Source organism: Exiguobacterium sp. PFWT01, assembly GCF_018255795.1.
GTDB lineage: Bacteria > Bacillota > Bacilli > Exiguobacteriales > Exiguobacteriaceae > Exiguobacterium.
The window spans coordinates 2,806,486-2,826,458 of the sequence record NZ_CP073755.1; the positions used below are offsets into that span (position 1 = coordinate 2,806,486).

The window sequence follows — 19,973 nt, forward strand, 5'->3', positions numbered from 1 at the left end:
TACTTTCTTTAAGCCAAAATCGGATAATCCATTGATATTCCTAATCCTCCAATAGCATGCAAACGCCTTGACAATTCCAGCTCGTTATATGAAGTTAGTATTACATTATAATTATTCTAGTCGAGATAGAAACGCTAGAGTAAAAAACAAGGAGGACATAACCCATGTCATTAATCGGCAAAGAAGTACTACCATTCAAAGCACAAGCATTCCAAACAGGTGAATTCCTCGAAGTTACAGAGAACGACCTCAAAGGTAAATGGAGCGTTGTCTGCTTCTACCCAGCTGACTTCACATTCGTCTGCCCAACTGAACTTGAAGACCTTCAAAACGAGTACGCTACACTTAAAAACCTCGGTGTAGAAGTATACTCTGTCTCAACAGACACACACTTCACACATAAAGCTTGGCACGAAACATCTGAGAAAATCGGAAAAATCGAGTACATCATGATCGGTGACCCATCACACGTCATCTCACGCAACTTCGACGTCTTGAACGAAGAAGACGGCCTCGCAGACCGTGGTACGTTCATCATCGACCCAGACGGCGTCATCCAAACTGTCGAGATCAACGCTGGCGGCATCGGCCGTGACGCGAGCACGCTCGTCAACAAAGTCAAAGCAGCACAATACGTACGCAACAATCCAGGCGAAGTCTGCCCAGCGAAATGGGAAGAGGGTTCTGAAACACTCCGCCCAAGCCTTGACCTCGTCGGTAAATTGTAAGGAGCGATTGCATGTTAGAAGCAGCGATTAAACAACAGCTCGACCAATATCTCCAGCTCATGGAGGGCGATGTCGTCCTCCGTGTGAGCGCTGGGGAAGACAAAGTCTCAAACGAGATGCTCGAGCTCGTCAACGAACTCGCCAGCATGTCATCACGCATCTCGGTCGAACGCGCGACACTCGAGCGTACACCGAGCTTCAGCGTGAATCGTCCATCCGAAGAGACAGGAATCGTCTTCGCGGGGATTCCACTCGGACATGAGTTCACATCACTTGTCCTCGCCCTCCTCCAAGTGAGCGGGCGTGCGCCGAAAGTCGATGCGGACACAATCAAACAAATTCAAAATATCGAAGGCACATATCACTTCGAGTCGTACATCAGTCTCAGCTGCCACAACTGTCCTGACGTCGTGCAAGCGCTAAACGTCATGAGCGTCCTCAATCCGAACATCACGCACACGATGATCGATGGAGCCGCGTTCAAGGATGAAGTGGAAGCGAAAGAAATCATGGCTGTCCCGACGGTCTTCTTGAACGGAGAATCGTTCGGTAACGGTCGGATGTCACTCGAAGAGATCTTGGCGAAACTCGGTACAGGTCCTGACGCGTCTGCGTTTTCGGACAAAGACCCGTATGACGTCCTCGTCGTAGGTGGCGGTCCAGCGGGTGCAAGTGCAGCCGTATACGCGGCTCGTAAAGGAATCCGTACCGGAATCATCGCGGAGCGCTTCGGTGGCCAAGTGATGGACACGATGGGGATTGAGAACTTCATCGGTACCGCTTATACAGAAGGTCCAAAACTTGTCGCTAGTCTAGAAGAGCACGTCAAAGAGTACGGCATCGATGTCATGAACCTTCAACGCGCGAAGCGTCTTGAGAAAAAGGACCTCGTCGAGATCGAACTCGAGAACGGCGCTGTCTTGAAGAGTAAGAGTGTCATCCTCTCGACCGGTGCACGCTGGCGTAACGTCAACGTCCCAGGTGAGGCGGAGTTCAAAAACAAAGGGGTCGCTTACTGCCCACACTGTGACGGTCCTCTCTTCGAAGGGAAACGTGTCGCGGTCATCGGCGGCGGTAACTCTGGGATTGAAGCAGCCATCGACCTCGCAGGAATCGTCAAGCACGTAACGGTGCTCGAGTTCGCTCCTGAACTCAAGGCTGACCAAGTGCTACAAGATCGTCTTCACAGCCTCCCGAACGTGACTGTCATCACGAACGCTCAGACGACAGAAATCACGGGTACGGACAAAGTGAACGGCATCTCGTATGTGTCTCGTGAGACGAACGAGTCACATCATGTCGAACTTGAAGGCGTCTTCGTCCAGATTGGCCTCGTCCCGAACACGGACTGGCTCGACTCGGTCGAACGCAACAACTTCGGGGAAATCGTCGTCGACCGTCACGGCGCGACGAACGTCCCAGGTGTGTTCGCGGCAGGAGACTGCACGAACAGCGCCTACAAACAAATCATCATCTCGATGGGTTCTGGTGCGACAGCCGCACTCGGCGCCTTCGACTACATGATTCGCAACTAACAAAAAGACTCGCCCTCTATCATGAGAGCGAGTCTTTTTGTTAGTTCAAACGTCTTCCCTGAGTCCGGGATGAATAAAATCGAGTCTCCGCTCTCCGTCTCAAATCGATAGCCCACTCGAGGAGAGAATGGATTCCATTCTTCTCCGGTCGTCGGAACGCTCTCCATGTACGTCACGTCATTGTACATTTTGCTCAACGTCTCTTCTGCCTCAGCTAACGAGTAGCTCGGAATCGAAAGCAAAATCGCCGCCCCAACACTCATCACTCCGACCGACACCGCCCACGGAGTCGATGTCGGCTTTCGAAACTGTGCCAAGACTAGTAGCATGATGATCCAGCCAATCGGTACCCCAAACGTCGCCGCATTCCCATACCACTGCGCATTGATCGTCAATAAACTGGCGATCACCACACCGCCAACCATCCACCACCACTTCATGAACATCACCTCCCCTTTATCATCCCAAAATCAGGAAATGAATCAACGTTTTTCATTCATATTGATGTATGATAACTTATAGTGTATGATATACAGTATAAAGATAAACGAATGAAGGAGGCGAAAAAATGTCTGATGTAAAAGCCTCGTTGGTGACGGAGTTGCGGCGCGGCACGTTGACGATTGCGGTGCTCAGTCAGTTGAAGACACCCCAATACGGCTATTCTCTCGTTCAAGCACTGCTAGATGCCGATATCAACATTGATCAAAGTACGCTCTATCCGCTCTTGCGTCGACTTGAAAAACAAGGACTCGTCACGAGTTCCTGGGACACGACGGAGAGTCGACCTCGCAAGTACTATGTTCTCAGCCCAGACGGAATGGATATTTTGAATGAGTTGTACGTGGAATGGATGAACATGTCGAAAACGTTGACCCGTCTAATTGAAGGAGGAAATGATCATGAATCTTCGTGATGTGTATATCGATGAAGTCACCTCTCGAATCCCAGAGTCGATGCGGCAAGACGTCGCACTCGAATTGGAATCGACCATTGATGACATGACTGGAAATGACCCGTCTGAAGCGGCTTTATTTGAAGCATTGCGCCAACTCGGCGACCCTCAAATCCTCGCTGCTCGCTACGCGAACCGACCACTTTATCTCATCGGTCCTGCTCTCTTCACACAGTACGTGAACATCATCAAAATCGTCTTACCGATTGCCGTCACGGTTGTCACCATTCTCTCGATCATCGGTTATTTGACCAATCCCATCGATGACACGTCTTGGAGTCAATTCTTGATTCAAGCATTCCTTCAAACTGGGGCGGCCATCTTCAATGTCGTCGTTCAGACGCTATTCTGGATCACCCTCACGTTCTTCATCATTGAACGTGCTGTACCTGAGGGCGAAGTTCCTTTCTCTAGTTGGAAACCTGAGCAACTCAAGAAGGTAAAACCACGTTCGACCTCGATTTCTTTTGGTTCGATTTTGTTTGACTTTATCGCCACCGTTCTGATGGTCGTATTGTATGTCAACGCCGAGCAGTTGATTCGTGTTGTCACAGATAGTGAATCCTATCCGCTACTCAATGCGTCGGTCTTGGATCAATTCTTCCCGTTTGTCATCGCCCTGGCCGCCTTTGGGATCGCCATCGCCATTTACAAATGGATGGTTCGACATTGGACAAAGCCGCTCGCCTTGTGGAACGCGCTCTTCAATATCGTATGGATTGTCGTCACAGCGCTCATTTTACTGCAACCTGATTTAATTTCTTCTAATGCCCTCTCGTTGATTGCTGAGCAAATCAACGTCGACCTCGAAACAATCAGTCGTTGGGGCGTCTGGAGTGTTTTACTCACCATCATCATCGTGTGTATCCTCGATTTAGCAGAAGGTTTAATCAAAGCGTTTCGACGTTGACCTCACATTCAAACGTTTCATTTCCGATGAAAGTGGAATAGCGGAGAAGAGAACGGATTTTGAATGGGGAGGCATTTGATGGGTATTCCAACAATCAAGTTACATGACGGTTATGAGATTCCGGCCATCGGACTCGGGACGGTTTATTTGAAAGGTGAAGCAGGGGTCGACGCCATCACATGCGCCATCCGGAACGGATATCGACTCATCGATTCGGCGATTCGCTACGATAATGAAGGCGCGGTCGGTGAAGCGGTTCGCCAATCCGGCATCCCGCGCGAACAACTTTTCTTAACATCGAAACTGCGCGCGCAATATTATGACTACGACCAGGCGCTCGAGATGATTCGAGAGTCCCTATATCGAGCGAACCTCGACTATTGGGATTTGTTCCTCTTGCATTGGCCAAACCCGAAACAAGACAAGTACGTCGAGGCATGGCGTGCCTTGATTCAAGCGAAGGAAAACGGATGGATCCGCTCCATTGGGGTATCGAACTTCATGCCGGAGCACCTTGACCGCTTGATTGAAGAAACGGGAGAAACACCGGTCATCAACCAAATCGAGTTACACCCGTACTTCTCGCAAGTCGAACAGCGGAAAGCCGATAAAGAACGCGGCATCATAACAGAAGCGTGGAGCCCGCTCAGTCGCGCCCGCACGGTCATCCATGACGAAAAGATCACCGAGCTCGCCAAACAAAAAGGCAAGAGCGTGTCTCAAGTCATCTTACGTTGGCACGTGCAACTTGGGGTCATCCCGCTCGCCCGCTCGTCCAGTGAGTTACACCAAAAAGAAAATCTCGACGTCTTCAACTTCGAGTTGACGGATGAAGAGATGGAGACGCTCAATGCGTTGACGAAACCGGACGGTCGCATCGATGACCAAGACCCGCGAGAATACGAAGAGTACTAAAAAAGATTGAGCCTAGATGGCTCAATCTTTTTGTTTAAAACGCCGGAATGGCCGTCTCATCATAGTTTTCTTGCAGGAATGCACGGACTTCGTCACTTGTGAGCGCTTCGCCGAGTTTTTGGATCGCTTCGTCATCCTGGTTGTCTTCACGTGCGACAAGGGTGATGGCGAAATCGTTCTCGACACCTTCTGTTAAGAGTGCGTCACTCTTCGGTGTCAAACCGAGTGGTGCCGCGTAAGCCGGTGTCATCAAGACCGCATCGACGTCATCGTACGCGCGCGCGAGCATCAACAAGTCGACTTCTTCAAACTTGAAGTTTTTTGGGTTCGATATGATATCGGCTTGTGTATAGTACGTGCCTTCTTTCTCTCCGAGCTCGATCACATCATGTTGTGCGAGCAGGGAGAGCGAACGGTCGATATTCGATACGTCGTTGGCGATCGCAATCGTTGCGCCTTCCGGGAGGTCTTCCATGTTGTCATAGTTTTTTGCGTATACACCATAATTTGCGAAATAAATTGGTTCGATTGGAACGAGATTCGCATCGTTGCTGCGGTTGAACTCTTCCATATACGGAACGTGTTGGAAGAAGTTCGCATCGACTTCTTTCGCCGCAAGTGCCGAGTTCGGTTGGACGTTGTCTCCGAGAACAACGATTTCGAGTTCGATGTCGTCTTCTGCGAGCTGTTCTTTCGCGATTTCAAGCATATCTGTCATCGGTGGGATGAGTGATGCGACTTTCAATGTCTGTGGTTCATTTGCTTGTTTCGTTTGTGTTTCTGTATCGTTCCCACATGCTGCGAGGACGAGTGTGAGTGAGGCTAGAAGTGCCATCAATTTTTTCATATTCATTTCCTACTTTCTGTTTAACGTTTGTCGATGATTCGCGCCACGGTCGTGCCCGTGAATTGAATCAACTGTACGAAGACGAGCATGATGAGAATCATATAGAGCATGAGTTCTGTCTGAAATTGTTGATATCCATAACGGATGGCAAAGTCACCGATGCCACCACCCCCGACGACCCCCATGATCGTCGAGTATGAGATAAAACTGATGATGGATGTGGTCAATCCGAGGACGAGACCGGACCGGGCTTCCACATAAAGAAACTTAAAGATGATGTCTTTCACAGACGCTCCCATCGAGAGTGCCGCTTCGATCACCCCGCGTGGGACATCAATCAGTGACTGTTCGACGAGTCGCGCATAATGCGCGATGGCAATGATGGAGAGCGGCACCGTCGCCGCCGCCGTTCCGATGGCCGTCCCGATGATAAGCCGTGTAAATGGAATCAAAAACACGACGAGTAACAAGAACGGGAAAGACCGGACGATGTTCACGACCAGGTTGAGGACGGAGAAGACGATTTGATTCTCTAACAATTGTCCTTTACGCGAAAGGTAAAGCCACGTGCCTAACGGAAGTCCGACTAGAATCGCGGCGAGAATCGATACTCCGACCATAATGAACGTCTCGGCGATGGACTGCCAAATCTCTGATTGATAGCGCACCAAGATGTCAGGCATTCGCTTCACCTTCCTCTCGCAACTGTTCGACGAACCAACTTGGATTCTGATCGATGGCGACCACCCCTGTTGGCTCCCTCTCAATCGTCTCATGAACGGATCCGTCTGCCATGACGGTGACGCGATGACAGATTTGACAGATGACATCCATCTCATGCGTGACGAGAACGACGGTGACGCCGAGTTTTTCATTGACCGACTGAAGGACACGCAGTACTTCCGCCGTCGTGTTCGGGTCGAGGGAAGAGGTCGGTTCATCGCACAGGAGCACGCTCGGTTCGCTTGCGAGTGCCCTTGCGATGGCGACACGTTGCTTCTGTCCCCCACTCAACTGGGAAGGATATTTATCGCGATACGCTTCGAGTCCAACGAACCGGAGACATTCCATCACGCGCGCTTCCCATGACGCTCTCGGGCGTTTGGCAAGTTTCAGTGAATCGAGAACGTTATCAAAGACGGTCTTATTGGCGACAAGATTAAATTGTTGAAAAATCATTCCGATCCGATGTCGCTTCTTGCGAAGTTCCCGATTGGAGAGCTCGGTCAACTGGTCGCCATCGACCGTGACGCTCCCGGCATCCGGTTTCTCTAACAAATTCATCAATCGAAGAAGCGTCGACTTCCCGGCACCGCTTGCGCCGATAATGCCGTAAATCTCACCTTTTCGAATGTGAAGCGATACATCGCGAACGGCCATCTCTTGTCCATAACGCTTATGGACGGACGACAATGTGATCATGGCAGACATCCTTTCTACATCTCGTGAGTGAGTCAACCGTTTATCATTTTAGCGAAGTAAAGAGTTGATGTCAGTTCATGTGCTCACATGAAAAGAACCGCACTGCGGTTCAAAGTGGATGTCGTTTGAAGTGTTCGGCTATGTGTCGCTTCATGGCGTCTCGATTTTCGGCGAAGATGCGATGGCGATGACCGTTCCCACCAGACGGATGTGGAAACCCACTCACTACGCGATCTTGATCCAAAAGACCTCGCTCAACCAATAACTCCACGGCTCGCCTTACGTTCACGCCCATCGGTAAGATGAGTGCATCTTGAAGATGGGCCATCTCTTCTGCGAAGATTCCTTCTACGTATGGTCGAAACAGCTCTGTTCGAATCATATCCGGGCTCGATCCGTTATAGTTCTTGCCTTTATAGAAGACGGGATAAGGGAGGACCGCCGTGTTTTGAACGAGATGGTTCGCTGATCCAAACAAATCGAGGGATGATTCGATTCCCAAATGATGATGTAACTCCAAATCGTCTAGCATCGTCACTAAGTTCTTTCGAATCGGACCGGAAAAACTGCCACGTTGTTTGACGGCTCGAAGCGCCTCTTCGTCTGTTGCATCCTTCAAGTCACGGATTGCCTCGAACGACTGACGCATTTGATACAAGCCTGGCGTGATTCCCGCGATGACGACATTCGCGTTTGGATTGATGTATTCAAACGGTGCGTAATAGATCTCAAGTTGTTTCTTTTCATCACGGTCTAACAAAAAGTCTTCATTTTTCAACGTTTCTTCTTCTAAATTTGATAGCTGCAAAATCTTTGATTTATATGTGTGAAATAACGTTGTTCGTGTCATATAAACAACACTCCTTTCGTCTACTTTCTCTATCTCTATTTCCCTAAATCTTTGTGTGAGAAAAGTTCATCTTTCAGACAAATGCTATCCAAAAAATAAAGCGCTTTCATTCCATTTTTTGTGCTATTCTGACGATGTGATTGAGAAGGGTTTTCCATCAGGTTCGCTAAATTCTCACAAGGAGTGTGTTCAAACATGAAAGCAGTCGTTGTCAATTCAGCAAGCAAAGCCAACATCGAAGTCGTTGAAAAGGAATTACGTCCATTACAAGCAGGCGAAGCACTCGTCGATGTCGAGTATTGTGGCGTTTGTCACACGGACCTTCACGTCGCCGCGGGTGACTTCGGGGATGTCCAAGGACGTGTGCTCGGTCATGAAGGGATTGGAATCGTGTCGCAAATCGCGGACGATGTTACGAGTTTAAAAGTTGGAGATCGTGTCAGTATCGCTTGGATGTATCATGCATGTGGTCGTTGTGAATATTGTACGACAGGCCGGGAGACCTTCTGCCGAAACGTACAAAATGCCGGATATAGTGTGGACGGTGGGATGGCTGAACAAAGTATCGTCGTCGCCGACTATGCCGTCAAAGTACCTGATGGATTGGATCCTGCGCAAGCTTCGAGCATCACCTGTGCCGGTGTCACGACGTATAAAGCCATCAAAGTTGCCGACGTGAAACCTGGGGAGACGGTCGTCATCTACGGTTGCGGTGGACTCGGCAACCTGGCCATCCAATATGCGAAACACGTCTTCAACGCACACGTCATTGCCGTAGATTTGAACGATGATAAGCTCGAACTCGCAAAAGAGAGTGGAGCTGATTTGACGATCAACCCATCGACTGATGGAGATGCAGCTGACATCGTACAAGAGAAGTTCGGTGGGGCTCACGCTGCTGTCGTAACAGCCGTCTCAAAAGTCGCCTTCAATTCGGCAGTCAATGCAGTCCGAGCTTGTGGGAAAGTGGTCGCAGTCGGTCTGCCTTCTGAAACGATGGACTTGAACATCCCTCGTCTCGTCCTCGATGGAATCGAAGTCGTCGGTTCACTTGTTGGGACACGGAAAGACTTAGAAGAAGCCTTCCAGTTCGGGGCAGAAGGACTCGTCGTGCCGGTCGTTCATAAGCGCTGTCTACACGAGGTGCAAGACGTGTTCGAAGAGATGGAACAAGGGAAAATTCAAGGACGTATGGTCATCGACTTCAAAAATAAACACTGCTAATCAAAACGGGGCCATGTGCCCCGTTTTGTTCTAGATTGACGTTGACGGGGTATAGTTGCTTTTGTATAGTTAGGAACGTCTAAAAGCCGGAAATGAAAGAGGAGTGACTTGATTTGACTCCATCAACGTCAACCCGTCTACTTGATTTATTGTCAGAGCGCAATGATCAAGTTCGACGCATGAGTGAACAATCTTGGAATGAACAAAGTGATATCCAACTCTCGAACTCGGAATGGTATATTCTCGCGACACTTTATCAGTCGAAAACAACGATTGCCGAGGTCACGCGCAGTGTCCATATTTCTCGACAAGCGATTCATAAACTGATCAAGAACCTCGAAAGTAAAGCGCTCGTTCTCGTGACAGACCATCCACAAAATCGAAAAGACAAATGTATCGAGTTGACCTCGCTCGGTCACACTTGTTATGAGCAAAACGAGACGCTCAAAGCACAACTTGAGCAACGGATCCAAGAAAGCATCGGCCAAGAGGCGTTTGAACAACTGAAAACCATTCTACGCTTGGATTGGAAACTATGACCGTGTCAGCTTGATGGTGACACGGTTTTTCATATGCATACATGACCCGAAACGTCAACCGAGTTGACATTTCATCTTCTGAATGACTATGCTTATAGGTAAGGAAGAGGTGATCGACTTGTTTAAAACTGGAGACTTAATCATCTACTCGACCCATGGCGTATGTCGCATCGACGACATTTCGGACAAAACGGTCGCAGGAGAGACGAAATCGTACTATACGCTTCACCCCATCAACAACTCACAAAAGTTGCAGATCAGCATTCCTGTCGATAATGACAACGTGATGATGTTGACGTTACTGGAAGCAGACGAGGCATCAGAGATTTTAGAGTCGTTCCGCTCGCCTGGCGTGGAATGGAATCCGCATTCCAACAATCGCAATCGTGAATTTTTGAATGTCGTCCATTCAGGAAACCGTCACGAGATTGCCCAAGTCGTGAATACATTGAGCCGTCGACACATCGAGGCACTTCAAGCGAACAAAAAGCTATACGAACAAGATCGTAAAATTTTAGAGAATGCCAAAACGATTTTGGTGAAAGAGCTCTCCCTTGCTCTCGAGCGTTCAGAGAGCGACATCGAGCGCACGATTGGCGAGTACTTACATGAAAGCATGGCGACACTCACACCTTGACCCTTCCATTTGGAAGTGGTCTTTTTATTTTGCTACAATCATATACTTATTTTGACAGTTATCGGGTATCCTAATACAAACAAATCAACTGATATAGGGAGGATGTTAGGATGCAACTGCACTCTAGTACGACCCATGTCACCGACACGCATGTCGTTCGGGCAATCGAAAACAATCTGGCTATCATTCGCTTTGATGAACATCGTCGCGTCGCCTACGTCAACGAGATTTTTGCCAAAACGATGGGCTACGAAGTCAAGGAACTGATGGGACGTCCCCATCGTGATCTTTGCTTGCCCGAGTTTGCGAACAGTCCCCAATACGACCTGTTTTGGCGTAAACTCATGCAAGGGTTGAGTTATCACGACAAGATTGAACGACGTGCCGCCGACGGTCATAGTGTCTGGCTAGAAGCGACCTACATGCCGATCTTCGATGACACCAATCAGAACGTCATCGGTGTTTCAAAGATTGCGGCCGATATCACGTCACGTCAACAAGACGTACTCCACATGGCGAATAATCTTCAAGAGACGTCTGAATACTTATCTGCCCAGTCCCAAATCGGGAAACAAGACGGAGAACACGTACTCGAAAACGTCAAACTGATTGAACAAGAGTCGACTCAAAACCTAGAGCATTTACATGCTCTCCAACAAGAGGCGAAAACGATCACGGATATTGTCCGAACGATTCGTGAAATCGCTGCCCAAACCAACCTTCTCGCACTCAATGCCGCAATCGAGGCGGCACGCGCAGGTGAACATGGACGTGGCTTCAATGTCGTCGCGACAGAGGTCCGCAATCTTTCGAACAAAGTTTCGCTTTCCATTACAGAAGTGAACAACAACATCGAGGGCATCGTCAAACGCATCGATGACGTGTCGACGAGCATCGGACGCATCTCTCATAAAGTCAAAGATAGCTCCGGACAACTCGAACAGACGGTCCGTGAGTTTGAAAAACTGGCGGATTCGGCCGCTACACTCGAACAGCAGGCAAAGACGTTTCTCAAAATGGTATGAGCGGCCCGATAGGAGGTCGCTTTTTTCTATACAAAAAACGAGCATACGATTGTATACTCGTCTTGAATCTATTAATTGTGGACCATGTCCTTTTCCTCTAAACCGAGCGTGACCGCCGTCGATTCGTGAATCGTCTTGAATAAATCCGGGTGTTCCGACAGCTTCAATCCATACGACGGGACCATCTCTTTGATTTTCGCTTCCCACTCCGGTAAATGTTGCGGGAAGCACTGCTCGAGCACTTTCAACATGACGTGCACGGCCGTCGATGCGCCTGGAGAAGCACCGAGAAGTGCCGCGACCGACCCATCTTCGGAACTGACGACTTCCGTTCCGAATTGAAGTGTTCCTTTTCCTTGCGGTGTATCTTTGATGACCTGCACACGTTGCCCCGCCACGACGATTTCCCAATCTTCATTCTTGGCGTTCGGGATGAATTCACGGAGTTCATCCATCCGTTTGTCGTGAGACAAGAGTACCTGCTCGATCAAATACTTCGTAAGTGGCATCTCTTTCGCCCCTGCGGCAAGCATCGTGATGACGTTGTTCGGCTTGACCGAACGAATCAAATCCAAGTTCGATCCTGTTTTTAAGAATTTCGGCGTGAAGCCGGCGAATGGTCCAAACAGCAACTCTTTGCGTCCATCGATAAAGCGGGTGTCGAGGTGAGGGACCGACATCGGTGGTGCCCCGACTTTCGCCTTTCCGTAGACCTTCGCATGATGTTGCTCGATGACCTCACGATTTTTGCAAACGAGGAAGAGGCCGCTGACCGGGAATCCACCGATTTGTTTCGATTCCGGAATCCCTGTCTTTTGTAAGAGCGGCAAACTGCCACCACCGCCTCCGATAAAGAGAAACGGTGCCGTATGCGTCTCAATCGTATTCCGAGACATGTCTTTCACTTTCACTTCCCAATGACCGTTCTCAAGGCGCTTCACGTCCTCGACGCTATGTCCATAGTTGACTTCGACCCCGTTCGATGTGAGATGGTCAAACAACATACGTGTCAATGCGCCAAAGTTCACATCCGTCCCTGAATCGATTTTCGTCGCGGCAATCGGTTCATCCGGTGTCCGTCCGTCCATGATGAGCGGGAACCATTCCCGTAATTCATTCGGATCGTCCGATAAGACCATGCCTTCAAACAGCGGATTCGTTGTGAGCGCTTCCAAACGGCGTTTCAAGAAATCGACGTTCTTCTCCCCTTGGACCATGCTCATATGTGGGATTGAACGAATAAAGGCTCCTGGATTTTCAATCAGTCCTTGCTTGACGAGGTGCGCCCAAAACTGACGCGAGATTTGGAACTGCTCGTTGACGTTGACCGCTTTGGAGATGTCAATCGTCCCGTCTGCGTTCTCTGTTGTATAGTTTAATTCGCAAAGTGCGGCATGTCCCGTACCTGCGTTATTCCACTCGTTTGAACTTTCTTCCCCTGCTGCATCGAGCTTTTCGAACACTTTGATGTTCCACTCCGGTACGAGCTCTTTAAAGAGTGAACCGAGCGTTGCGCTCATAATGCCTGCCCCAATCAAAATGACGTCTGTTCTCGTTTGCGTACTGCTCATGAAAACCCCATCCTTATCCCCTGAATTTTTTGTCATACGATTGAAGAATCCCCATTCCTCAATCGTATATTTTATAATCGTTATACCGATTATAACTCTTTTGTGATGAATGATAAGGGTTATGTATGATTTTTTGTGCTGAAACTTTTTATGAAAATGGGATGATTCCATGAAATGAAGGAGATGTTCTTTTGAGGCGTGGTTTACGTTTTACAATACCCAATCAATATGGGCAATTTCTAAAAGCAATCTTAAGTCCAATCCCTCTTGATTCATACCAATGGAACGTGGTTGATGAGGAATCGTACATTGTGAACGAAGGGCAACTGGATCGCCTGTTGTTTCCGGAATCGACCGTAATCGATGGTCATCAATTCGCTGAACTGCTCACGTATCATGAACACTATTTGATTTTCGTTGATATCAAGGCGTTCCAACCGAATATGTCCTCGGAAATCGCAACGTATGAAGACTTTTTACATAGTACGTGTGAATTCGTTCTACTGGTGACTGACAGTCAAGACGTCACAATCTACTGTAAAGACCCACAGATGCTCAATTCCCTTTACGAAAATGCTTCTTGGCATGGATTTGAAGACGTCACATACATCACAAGTCATAATGACTCGAGGACACGCTTATCCTGCTGGTAACCATACATTTTGAAGAGGAGAATCCATATGCCCACACTCTATTTGATTCGCCACTGCTCAGCCGCGGGCCAAGAACCTGACGCACCGCTCACAGAAGACGGTCACGCCCAGTCTTTATGGCTTCGCGATTTCTTTTCTAAACTCACAATCGACCGGATCATCTCAAGCGATTATACCCGTGCGGTCGCTTCGGTCACGCCACTCGCCGATGCTCATCACCTTTCGATTGAACGTGAACCGTTACTGAGAGAACGCATCCTATCTCACGAACCGCTCGAAGACTGGCTGACCCCATTACGTCAGTCGTTCAGCGACCCGACGTTCAAGTTGCCTGGTGCCGAATCGGCTGAGGAGGCGACGCAGCGCATCCTACAAGTCGTCGAGCACGCCAAAGCTCCGCATGCTTCGACCCTATTAGTGACACACGGCAATCTGCTCGCACTCTTATTGCAACATCTCGACCCGCAATATGACTTTGAGACATGGCGTACGATGCGTAACCCAGATGTCTATCGTCTCGATTATCACGACAGCACACCGTCCGTCGAGCATATTTGGCCAAACAAATAAGCCGTCTCGCGATGAGACGGCTTTTGTCACTTCTCTACGAAAAACATCGAGATGGCACCAAGCCCGACATGTGTCCCGACCGAGACACCCATCTGCATGAGGTAAATCTCGCCGGCAAAATCGGTTTCGGTTTCGAGCTTCGCTTTTAAGTTCTCCGCAATCCGTTGGTCCGATGTGTACCCGATGATCACGAAATTCGTGATGTCCGGGTTGACGCGTTTCACGAACTCGTCCGTATAATGCTTCAGCACTTTACGGGTGCCTCGTTCCTTGGCAACAATGGCACCTTTCCCGTTTTTCATACTCATGATGGGTTTTACCATGAGTAGTTTCCCGATGATAGCACTCGCGTTTGAGATCCGTCCGCTCTTGATCAAGTGGTCGAGGTCATCTACGGATAAGAAGTGCTTCACTTTCGTCTTGTACGTTTCATTGAATTCAACGAGCTCTTCGAACGTCGCACCGGCTTCACGCATCTGTGCGCTCTTCAACAACAGCCAGCCGCTACCATGACTCATCGAACGAGAGTCGACGACATGAATTTTCACTGTTGATTCGGGATGAGCCTCTTCGAAGTATTCTTTCCCGATGACCGCTGACTGGTAAGACCCGCTCGTTCCACTCGACATACAGATGCATAAGATCTCTTCGTGACCGGAAGCGACCGCATCTTCCATCAATTTTAAAAACGTCGCCGGACTCGGCATCGCCGTGGTAGGAAATTCCGGTAGCGCTTCCAACATTCCATAAAAATCATCCGGCTGGATATCCACCCGGTCCTGGTAAGACATATTGTTCATCGTAATGATCAACGGCGCGACCCCGATGTTGTACTGTTCAAGCACTGCATCTGATAAGTCACACGTTGAATCTGCTAGTAATTTAATCATACATTCCTCCAAAAACCTTCTCCATAAGTGACGGGAATCATCCTACAACTTCGTCGATTCCGACGTCACGATAGGACTTTCTTTAGTGTAGCAGATTTGGAAGGGGAAATGTTTTTTTACTGGGGTTGATGTGCGACTTGTTTCTCGTGGTGTAAGAGCCATTCTTTTCTCCATAATCCACCGGCATACCCTGTCAATTTCCCATTCGATCCGATGACACGATGACAAGGCACGACGATACTCAGTTTGTTGCGTCCGTTCGTCGCCCCGACTGCCCGGACAGCCGTAGGTCGCTTCACTCGCTCGGCGAGTTCGCGGTAGGAAGCTGTCTCCGCATACGGGATGGTTTGTAACGCATCCCACACGTCATGCTGAAACGTTGTCCCGATTTGCTCAGTCGGGAACGTGAACGTCATACGCTCGCCACGAAAGTAGGCGTTTAGTTCATCCTGGCATTGTCTCAATACATTTGGTACATCTTGCTCCATACTTCGTTTGCTTTCCCGTTCGACGAACAAGATCGATTGAACGACCTGCTCCGTCCCAATGATTTCCAGGACGCCAATCGGTGTCTCCACGTCTAATTTATACGTTCCCATATAATGACCTCCACAGATAGAATGTCGCGTATCCTTCCCAACCTTGCCACGATTCACCGTAACGCTTCACTTCTTCAATCGTTGGTTTCTTCGCTGTCCCTAACTGATGCTGAATCGCTTGATGCAATCCGACGTCCGCAATCGGAAAGGCTGATGCGTCCTGAAAACACTTCATCAACACATAGTCTGCCGTCCATGCTCCGACACCTCTTATCGCGAGTAACCGTTGACGGATATCAGCTGAAGAGTGTGATTGTAAAGCCGTTTTTGATAGGTCTCCATTCGTTATTTCCCGTGCAATATCAATGACATACTCCGATTTCCTGCGACTGAATTGAAGCTCACGTAATTCTTCCGGTTCGAGCAGGGCGATTCGTTCCGCCCGCGGGAACGTCCAGTACGCTCTTCCTTCGACGACTCGATGGTCTCCATATCGTTCGACGAATCGTCGCTTGATCGTATAGGCGAAGGATAAGGTGATTTGTTGTCCGATGATGGCCCATGTGAGGGCCTCGAACAAATCTGGGAAACCAATCATCCGTAACCCGCGATGTGTTTCAATCAACGGTGCCAACAATTCATCTTTCGCCCCCATCGTTTCAAACGGTTTCAAATCGCGCTCAAGGTCTAACCAGTCTCGTACCTCACGTGCGACACGTTCCTTTTCTGTCTCTGATACTTCATCGAAAGGGAACCGTACATGAATGTGATTCCCCTCTTCTCGAAGCTCGATCAGGATGAGCCGTTCCCCGATTCGCATCAACTTTCGAACCGTGTCAGGTGTGGTCACATGGAGCACTTCTTGTTCTGACCGACTTAAAAAGACGAGACACTCTTGAAAATCAAACGGCTGCTGAACAGCAAGTAGCATCTCTGTCATAGGTCCTCTCCTTTTCGATACATGTTCGGTGTACAGCCTTTTACTTGTCGGAACACACGGTAAAAGTTCGATGGTGTTTGAAACCCGACCTCATAGCAGACCGTCAGATTACTCATGTCGGTCGTTCGCAATAAATAAGCCGCCTTGTCGATTCGAATCCGTTCAAGTAGTTGCCTCGGAGTCTCTCCTGTCGCCTGGGTGAATGTCCGCTCCAAATGAAAGGGACTCAGTTGGGCGTGTTCGGCAATCTGTTCAAGGCGAATGGGTTGTTTATAATGGTTCACGAGATACGCCGTCACTTGTTGAACGAGCGCACGGTGTGGGGCGTGTTCGACTTCTGGCTGACATCGCTTGCACGGTCGAAATCCATTCGTCTCCGCTTCTTCTCTCGTTACGTAAAAATCAACGTTCTCTTTCTTCGGTTTGCGGGATCGGCACGATGGTCGGCAATAGATTCCTGTCGTTTTTACGGCTGTATAGAACAATCCGTCATAAGTTGCATCGCAGGCGAGCACTTTCGCCCACTTTTCGTCAAACGTCAACATCTCCACACCCCTTTCTTCTCTCACTGTAGCAAATCTAAAATCAACATTTCGTCCTCTTTCTTGCGCTTACAATCCCCTCTTTTTGAAACGTTTTACAGATTTCAATCGTATCCTATAGTACGATTTAGACAGAAGCTGCTGTCAGTCCTATGGCAGATAAGGAGAAGATTGCAATGCGTACTCGTTTTTCATGGAAACAATTAAAATGGCTCATTCCTATAGCGTTAATCGGTTTGATTTTGATTCAGAGCGGACAAGAGTTGAAAGACCTCTCGCTCGCGACCGCCTTCACGACACTGAAACAACTGACCGGTTGGGAACAGTTCACACTCATCCTACTCGGTGGGATCGCTGTCTTGACGATGACGGGCTATGACTATTTCCTGCTACGCTCTTTACATATCGAGCTACCGAAACGAAAAATCGTTCAAACAGCGTGGATCACGAACTCGATGAACGGGATGCTCGGCTTCGGCGGCGTGATTGGGATTGCCCTTCGTACCTCCCTCTACCGTCCCTATACGGATACGAAACGCCTACTCCGTGCCATCGGCTGGATGACCCCGACACTCATCAGTGGTCTGTCCATTCTTTCCATCGGTGTGCTCCTCGGGATTTTCCCGGCTGGCGGGCTTATCGGTACGAAACCATGGATTTGGCCGGTGCTACTCGCCGTGAGTGCGATGCTCCCATTTTATTTGTTCGTCACATCACGCCGATCAAATGTCGGGTGGTCCACTCTGCTCGGGTACACGATGACCTCGCTCGCAGAATGGGTCACCGCAGGATTCGTCGCCATTTATGCCTTGACGTTACTAGACGGGTCGGCCTCGTTCGTGCAACTCTTCGGGGTATTCATCGTCGCGACGGTCGTCGGTGTCGTCTCCCTCGTCCCTGGGGGTGCCGGAACGTTTGACTTACTGTATCTCGTTGGGATGACTCAACTTGGGATTCATCAAGACATCGTCCTGTCTTCACTAATCATCTATCGATTCGTTTATTTTGTCGTTCCCTTTTTAATTGGACTTTTTCTCGCAGCCGTCGCATTCGGAGACCAGGTCGTCAAACAAATCGAGTATCGACCAATCATCGGGTCTTCTTATGAGATTGGGACCGTCGTCTGGCGCATCGTTTCGCGGACGCTTGCGAGGATTGGACGCCTGACTGGAAGTCTCATCGCACTCATGAGCAGTCTGTTGATTTGGTTTCAGACGCTTCTCCCGAGCGTGACGCCGCTCTATGAAGTGAATCGCTGGTTTGAATGGATTGGGACCCTTTTCTTATTGAGTGCCGGGCTTCTCATGTTTTTGTCTGTCTATGGCATGTATGTGCGGACGAAACGAACGCTCTGGTTACTGAACACTGCCTTCATCTTGGCGACCATCGGGGTCATCGCTCGTGGGTTAAACCTGTTTGAGACGTTCGTTGTCATCGGGTTTGCGATGTTCGTCTGGTTGACACGCAAACGACACGTTCGATACCGTTCGATTTTAACGACAGGACGTCTCATCCGAAGCTTGATTTACGTCCTGCTCTATGTCGGCACCCACGCCCTCTTATTGCAGTCATTCGCAGGTACAGACGACTTGTTCTTCACATCGCATCAAGCCGGCTGGTTGACGACGTTCGTCTTATTGTTAACTTCAATCGTAGCAAGTGTACTCCTGCTCTTGTTCGATCGTTGGAAACGTCCGGCGCTTGGAGAGGCCTATGATGAACATCGCATCCGACAGTTTCAGGCAACACAGCCCACATCGAGCAGTTTTGATTTGGCCCATATGGCAGATAAGCGTTTTTACATGAACGAGGCAGGAGATGCGTGTCTGTTGTTTGCGACGACTCGGAACCATGCCATCGTCCTTGGTGATATCCAAGGAGAGAAACAGGCTGCGACTTCTCTTTTGACGCAATTCATTGAAGATGCGGATCGAATCGGGTATATTCCTTTATTTTATCAAATTACACCGAATTGGATGCCTCGCCTTCATGATGCCGGATTCACGTTCTTCAAATTAGGGGAAGAGGCGACGATTGACGTCTCGGCCTTCTCCTTATCCGGGAAGAAGCGTGCAAACATGCGCTCTCTCTACAATCAGTTTGAGAAGAAAGGGATCACGTTCGACATCGTCTGTGAACCCAGCCTCTTGCTGTTACAAGAGTTAAAAGACATCTCAGACGAGTGGATTGGGAATCGAAATGAGAAAGGCTTCTCTCTCGGATTCTTCTACTATGAAACGTTGACACGTTATCCGATTGCCTTGTTGCGAGATGCGGACGGTGTCGTCGTGGCTTTCATTTCGCTACTCCGGGGAGACGGGGCCATCTCCATCGATTTGATGCGTTCGAAAAATGATGCGCCGACCGGATCGATTGAAGTGTTGATCCTTCACATCATCGAATGGGCTCGCGCAGAAGGTTATGATCATGTCGGGCTCGGCGTGGCACCACTTGCCGCCGTCGGAGAGCAGACGTTCTCCCATTGGCCGGAACGCGTCGCCGCCGACATTTTTGAAAACATCAGTTACATTTATCCGTTCAGTGGCTTACGACAGTTCAAACAGAAGTTCAAACCGTCGTGGGAAGGACGCTATCTCGCGTTCCGCCAGCGTCGTAAATTGTTGCCATCAATTTTACGAACAGCGCGATTGATTAGTCGGAAACGCTAAAAAACAGGAATT

22 protein-coding genes are annotated in these 19,973 nt (G+C 49.2%); 12 read left to right on the forward strand and 10 right to left on the reverse strand.

The window, feature by feature from the left end:
- Positions 1–164 precede the first annotated feature (164 nt).
- Both ahpC and ahpF read left to right on the forward strand, forming a co-directional pair.
- Positions 165–728: an alkyl hydroperoxide reductase subunit C gene (gene ahpC / locus KD909_RS14555; protein ID WP_015880295.1), complete on the forward strand. Its 564-nt coding sequence runs from the start codon at positions 165–167 to the stop codon at positions 726–728.
- Positions 729–739: 11 nt separating this feature from the next.
- Positions 740–2,263, forward strand: coding sequence for an alkyl hydroperoxide reductase subunit F (gene ahpF, locus KD909_RS14560; protein WP_047795758.1), 1,524 nt, complete (start codon positions 740–742; stop codon positions 2,261–2,263).
- Here the strand turns inward: ahpF and KD909_RS14565 are convergent.
- Complete coding sequence (locus KD909_RS14565; protein WP_211781992.1) at positions 2,260–2,703, reverse strand: hypothetical protein; 444 nt, start codon at positions 2,701–2,703, stop codon at positions 2,260–2,262. The two genes, ahpF and KD909_RS14565, sit on opposite strands and share 4 nt — an antisense overlap.
- A gap of 128 nt (positions 2,704–2,831) precedes the next feature.
- On the opposite strand from KD909_RS14565, the gene KD909_RS14570 reads away from it, so the two are divergent.
- From KD909_RS14570 to KD909_RS14580, 3 genes are all read left to right on the forward strand, one after another.
- Entirely contained in the window at positions 2,832–3,179 is a 348-nt protein-coding gene (locus KD909_RS14570) for a PadR family transcriptional regulator (protein ID WP_015880292.1), read from the forward strand.
- The gene (locus KD909_RS14575) at positions 3,166–4,128 is read left to right on the forward strand and encodes an HAAS signaling domain-containing protein (RefSeq protein WP_211781993.1); all 963 of its coding nucleotides are present in this window, start codon (positions 3,166–3,168) and stop codon (positions 4,126–4,128) included. The genes KD909_RS14570 and KD909_RS14575 overlap by 14 nt, the downstream gene beginning before the upstream one ends.
- 78 nt (positions 4,129–4,206) lie before the next feature.
- Positions 4,207–5,043 (forward strand): aldo/keto reductase, encoded by an 837-nt coding sequence (locus tag KD909_RS14580; protein WP_211781994.1) that lies wholly within the window; start codon positions 4,207–4,209, stop codon positions 5,041–5,043.
- 34 nt (positions 5,044–5,077) lie between these two features.
- Here the strand turns inward: KD909_RS14580 and KD909_RS14585 are convergent, their stop codons facing one another.
- From KD909_RS14585 to KD909_RS14600, 4 genes are all read right to left on the reverse strand, one after another.
- Entirely contained in the window at positions 5,078–5,890 is an 813-nt protein-coding gene (locus KD909_RS14585; RefSeq protein ID WP_211781995.1) for a MetQ/NlpA family ABC transporter substrate-binding protein, read from the reverse strand.
- A 20-nt stretch (positions 5,891–5,910) separates the two neighbouring features.
- Positions 5,911–6,573: a methionine ABC transporter permease gene (locus KD909_RS14590; protein WP_031424175.1), complete on the reverse strand. Its 663-nt coding sequence runs from the start codon at positions 6,571–6,573 to the stop codon at positions 5,911–5,913.
- A complete protein-coding gene (locus KD909_RS14595) occupies positions 6,566–7,312 on the reverse strand; it encodes a methionine ABC transporter ATP-binding protein (RefSeq protein WP_211781996.1) in 747 nt (248 codons plus the stop codon). The genes KD909_RS14590 and KD909_RS14595 overlap by 8 nt, the downstream gene beginning before the upstream one ends.
- A 109-nt stretch (positions 7,313–7,421) precedes the next feature.
- Complete coding sequence (locus KD909_RS14600) at positions 7,422–8,162, reverse strand: hypothetical protein (protein ID WP_074035176.1); 741 nt, start codon at positions 8,160–8,162, stop codon at positions 7,422–7,424.
- 195 nt (positions 8,163–8,357) lie between these two features.
- Between KD909_RS14600 and adhP the strand changes: the two genes are divergently transcribed.
- From adhP to KD909_RS14620, 4 genes are all read left to right on the forward strand, one after another.
- Entirely contained in the window at positions 8,358–9,386 is a 1,029-nt protein-coding gene (adhP, locus tag KD909_RS14605) for an alcohol dehydrogenase AdhP (RefSeq protein ID WP_211781997.1), read from the forward strand.
- A gap of 113 nt (positions 9,387–9,499) precedes the next feature.
- Positions 9,500–9,925, forward strand: a complete 426-nt coding sequence (locus KD909_RS14610; RefSeq protein ID WP_211781998.1) for a MarR family winged helix-turn-helix transcriptional regulator — start codon at positions 9,500–9,502, stop codon at positions 9,923–9,925.
- A 109-nt stretch (positions 9,926–10,034) separates the two neighbouring features.
- Positions 10,035–10,562: a CarD family transcriptional regulator gene (locus tag KD909_RS14615; protein ID WP_249199050.1), complete on the forward strand. Its 528-nt coding sequence runs from the start codon at positions 10,035–10,037 to the stop codon at positions 10,560–10,562.
- A gap of 110 nt (positions 10,563–10,672) precedes the next feature.
- The gene (locus KD909_RS14620; protein ID WP_211782000.1) at positions 10,673–11,587 is read left to right on the forward strand and encodes a methyl-accepting chemotaxis protein; all 915 of its coding nucleotides are present in this window, start codon (positions 10,673–10,675) and stop codon (positions 11,585–11,587) included.
- Positions 11,588–11,658: 71 nt separating this feature from the next.
- Here the strand turns inward: KD909_RS14620 and KD909_RS14625 are convergent, their stop codons facing one another.
- Positions 11,659–13,158 carry a malate:quinone oxidoreductase gene (locus KD909_RS14625; RefSeq protein WP_211782001.1) on the reverse strand — a complete coding sequence of 500 codons (1,500 nt, stop codon included), beginning with the start codon at positions 13,156–13,158 and terminating at the stop codon, positions 11,659–11,661.
- Between the two features lie 191 nt (positions 13,159–13,349).
- On the opposite strand from KD909_RS14625, the gene KD909_RS14630 reads away from it, so the two are divergent.
- Together KD909_RS14630 and KD909_RS14635 are read left to right on the forward strand one after the other, a co-directional pair.
- The gene (locus tag KD909_RS14630) at positions 13,350–13,811 is read left to right on the forward strand and encodes a DUF2691 family protein (protein WP_211782002.1); all 462 of its coding nucleotides are present in this window, start codon (positions 13,350–13,352) and stop codon (positions 13,809–13,811) included.
- 27 nt (positions 13,812–13,838) lie between these two features.
- Positions 13,839–14,381: a histidine phosphatase family protein gene (locus KD909_RS14635; protein WP_211782003.1), complete on the forward strand. Its 543-nt coding sequence runs from the start codon at positions 13,839–13,841 to the stop codon at positions 14,379–14,381.
- A gap of 26 nt (positions 14,382–14,407) precedes the next feature.
- On the opposite strand, the gene KD909_RS14640 is transcribed toward KD909_RS14635, so the two are convergent.
- From KD909_RS14640 to KD909_RS14655, 4 genes are all read right to left on the reverse strand, one after another.
- The gene (locus KD909_RS14640) at positions 14,408–15,271 is read right to left on the reverse strand and encodes a DegV family protein (protein WP_211782004.1); all 864 of its coding nucleotides are present in this window, start codon (positions 15,269–15,271) and stop codon (positions 14,408–14,410) included.
- 116 nt (positions 15,272–15,387) lie between these two features.
- Positions 15,388–15,870 carry a methylated-DNA--[protein]-cysteine S-methyltransferase gene (locus KD909_RS14645; protein ID WP_211782005.1) on the reverse strand — a complete coding sequence of 161 codons (483 nt, stop codon included), beginning with the start codon at positions 15,868–15,870 and terminating at the stop codon, positions 15,388–15,390.
- Positions 15,857–16,750, reverse strand: a complete 894-nt coding sequence (locus KD909_RS14650; RefSeq protein ID WP_211782006.1) for a DNA-3-methyladenine glycosylase family protein — start codon at positions 16,748–16,750, stop codon at positions 15,857–15,859. Before KD909_RS14650 ends, KD909_RS14645 begins: the two co-directional genes overlap by 14 nt.
- Positions 16,747–17,295 carry a bifunctional transcriptional activator/DNA repair enzyme AdaA gene (locus KD909_RS14655; RefSeq protein ID WP_031424154.1) on the reverse strand — a complete coding sequence of 183 codons (549 nt, stop codon included), beginning with the start codon at positions 17,293–17,295 and terminating at the stop codon, positions 16,747–16,749. The genes KD909_RS14650 and KD909_RS14655 overlap by 4 nt, the downstream gene beginning before the upstream one ends.
- A gap of 173 nt (positions 17,296–17,468) precedes the next feature.
- Here KD909_RS14655 and mprF point away from each other — a divergent pair, with 173 nt between their 5' ends.
- Positions 17,469–19,961, forward strand: coding sequence for a bifunctional lysylphosphatidylglycerol flippase/synthetase MprF (gene mprF / locus KD909_RS14660; RefSeq protein ID WP_211782007.1), 2,493 nt, complete (start codon positions 17,469–17,471; stop codon positions 19,959–19,961).
- Positions 19,962–19,973 lie beyond the last annotated feature (12 nt).

Coding starts and splice junctions, on each gene's coding strand:
- KD909_RS14625 (WP_211782001.1), bottom strand. CDS start 13,158: ATGAGCAGTACGCAAACGAGAACAGACGTCATTTTGATTGGGGCAGGC.
- mprF (WP_211782007.1), top strand. CDS start 17,469: ATGCGTACTCGTTTTTCATGGAAACAATTAAAATGGCTCATTCCTATA.
- KD909_RS14580 (WP_211781994.1), top strand. CDS start 4,207: ATGGGTATTCCAACAATCAAGTTACATGACGGTTATGAGATTCCGGCC.
- KD909_RS14585 (WP_211781995.1), bottom strand. CDS start 5,890: ATGAAAAAATTGATGGCACTTCTAGCCTCACTCACACTCGTCCTCGCA.
- KD909_RS14590 (WP_031424175.1), bottom strand. CDS start 6,573: ATGCCTGACATCTTGGTGCGCTATCAATCAGAGATTTGGCAGTCCATC.
- KD909_RS14600 (WP_074035176.1), bottom strand. CDS start 8,162: ATGACACGAACAACGTTATTTCACACATATAAATCAAAGATTTTGCAG.
- KD909_RS14635 (WP_211782003.1), top strand. CDS start 13,839: ATGCCCACACTCTATTTGATTCGCCACTGCTCAGCCGCGGGCCAAGAA.
- KD909_RS14575 (WP_211781993.1), top strand. CDS start 3,166: ATGAATCTTCGTGATGTGTATATCGATGAAGTCACCTCTCGAATCCCA.
- KD909_RS14650 (WP_211782006.1), bottom strand. CDS start 16,750: ATGACAGAGATGCTACTTGCTGTTCAGCAGCCGTTTGATTTTCAAGAG.
- KD909_RS14565 (WP_211781992.1), bottom strand. CDS start 2,703: ATGAAGTGGTGGTGGATGGTTGGCGGTGTGGTGATCGCCAGTTTATTG.
- KD909_RS14655 (WP_031424154.1), bottom strand. CDS start 17,295: ATGTTGACGTTTGACGAAAAGTGGGCGAAAGTGCTCGCCTGCGATGCA.
- KD909_RS14640 (WP_211782004.1), bottom strand. CDS start 15,271: ATGATTAAATTACTAGCAGATTCAACGTGTGACTTATCAGATGCAGTG.
- ahpC (WP_015880295.1), top strand. CDS start 165: ATGTCATTAATCGGCAAAGAAGTACTACCATTCAAAGCACAAGCATTC.
- ahpF (WP_047795758.1), top strand. CDS start 740: ATGTTAGAAGCAGCGATTAAACAACAGCTCGACCAATATCTCCAGCTC.
- KD909_RS14595 (WP_211781996.1), bottom strand. CDS start 7,312: ATGATCACATTGTCGTCCGTCCATAAGCGTTATGGACAAGAGATGGCC.
- KD909_RS14645 (WP_211782005.1), bottom strand. CDS start 15,870: ATGGGAACGTATAAATTAGACGTGGAGACACCGATTGGCGTCCTGGAA.
- KD909_RS14620 (WP_211782000.1), top strand. CDS start 10,673: ATGCAACTGCACTCTAGTACGACCCATGTCACCGACACGCATGTCGTT.
- KD909_RS14570 (WP_015880292.1), top strand. CDS start 2,832: ATGTCTGATGTAAAAGCCTCGTTGGTGACGGAGTTGCGGCGCGGCACG.
- adhP (WP_211781997.1), top strand. CDS start 8,358: ATGAAAGCAGTCGTTGTCAATTCAGCAAGCAAAGCCAACATCGAAGTC.